At 62.2% G+C, this 1,529-nt stretch carries 2 protein-coding genes; both read left to right on the top strand.

Going from position 1 to position 1,529, the window contains the following annotated elements:
- Positions 1 to 681 (top strand): electron transfer flavoprotein subunit beta/FixA family protein (locus tag EDC30_RS19320; protein WP_132260575.1); only part of this gene is annotated, 681 nt, incomplete at its 5' end.
- Between the two features lie 30 nt (positions 682 to 711).
- On the top strand, positions 712 to 1,529 hold an 818-nt coding region (locus EDC30_RS19315), incomplete at its 3' end, for an electron transfer flavoprotein subunit alpha/FixB family protein (protein ID WP_132260574.1).

The following is a 1,529-nucleotide window of genomic DNA, read 5'->3' as shown; positions in this document are numbered from 1 at the left end:
GGCGTTGAACTGGCCAACGTCAAGATGTCGATGAACCCGTTCGATGAAATCGCCATGGAAGAAGCCACGCGTCTGAAGGAAGCCGGCAAGGCGACCGAAGTCGTCGCCATTTCTTGCGGTGTGACGCAATGCCAGGAAACCTTGCGCACCGCCATGGCCATTGGCGCCGACCGCGGCATCCTGGTGGAAACCGATGCCGAACTGCAGCCGCTGGCCGTGGCCAAGCTCATCAAGGCCCTGGCCGATAAAGAGCAGCCGCAACTGATCATCCTCGGCAAGCAAGCCATCGATGACGATTGCAACCAGACTGGCCAGATGCTGGCAGCGCTGCTGGGCTGGCCGCAAGCCACCTTTGCCTCCAAGGTCGTCATTGAAGGCGACAAGGCCATCGTCACCCGCGAAGTCGACGGCGGCCTGGAAACCCTGTCGCTGTCGCTGCCGGCCATCATCACCACCGACTTGCGTCTGAACGAGCCGCGCTACGTGACCCTGCCCAACATCATGAAGGCCAAGAAAAAGCCGCTCGACACCGTCAAGCCGGAAGAGCTGGGCGTGGATGTGACGCCGCGCCTGAAGACCCTGAAAGTGGTCGAGCCGGCCAAGCGTTCCGCTGGCGTGATCGTGCCGGATGTGGTCACGCTCGTCGCCAAGCTCAAGAACGAAGCCAAGGTCATTCAATAATTCACCGCATTCAGGAATAGGAAATCGAAAATGGTTGCACTCGTCATTGCCGAACACGACAACGCTTCGTTAAAGAGCAGCACTGCCAATACCGTGACTGCCGCCGCCCAGTGCGGAGGCGACGTCCATGTTCTCGTCGCCGGCCACAATTGCGCCGCCGCTGCCCAGGCTGCCGCCCAGCTGGCTGGCGTGGCCAAGGTGCTGGTGGCCGATGCGCCGCATTTTGCCGAAGGCCTGGCCGAGAATGTTGCTGAGCAAGCACTTGCCATCGCCAAGGATTATTCGCACATCCTGGCACCGGCGACGGCCTATGGCAAGAACATCGCCCCGCGCATCGCCGCCCGCCTGGATGTGGCGCAAGTGTCGGAAATCACCAAGGTCGTCAGCCCGGATGCCTTCGAGCGCCCGATCTATGCCGGCAATGCGATTGCCACCGTGCAGTCGGTGGATCCGGTCAAGGTGATCACCGTGCGCACCACCGGCTTTGATGCCGCTGCAGCCGGTGGCAATGCTGCCGTGGAAAACATCGCTGCTGTGGCTGACTCCGGCAAGTCGGCGTTCGTCTCGCGCGAAGTGGCCAAGTCGGATCGTCCGGATCTGGCTGGCGCCAAGGTGATCGTGTCGGGTGGACGCGGCATGGGTTCGGCCGACAGCTTCAAGATCCTCGAACCCTTGGCGGACCGCCTGAATGCGGCCATGGGCGCCTCGCGTGCGGCAGTGGACGCAGGCTATGTCCCCAACGACTGGCAAGTGGGGCAGACCGGCAAGATCGTGGCGCCGCAGTTGTATATCGCGGTGGGTATTTCCGGCGCCATCCAGCATCTGGCCGGCATGAAGGATTCGAAGAC

The sequence above is a fragment of the Paucimonas lemoignei genome (assembly GCF_004342585.1).
Classification (GTDB): Bacteria; Pseudomonadota; Gammaproteobacteria; order Burkholderiales; family Burkholderiaceae_D; genus Paucimonas; species Paucimonas lemoignei.
Note: the sequence above shows the minus strand (reverse complement) of the source record. Positions and strands in the feature narration are given on the sequence as shown.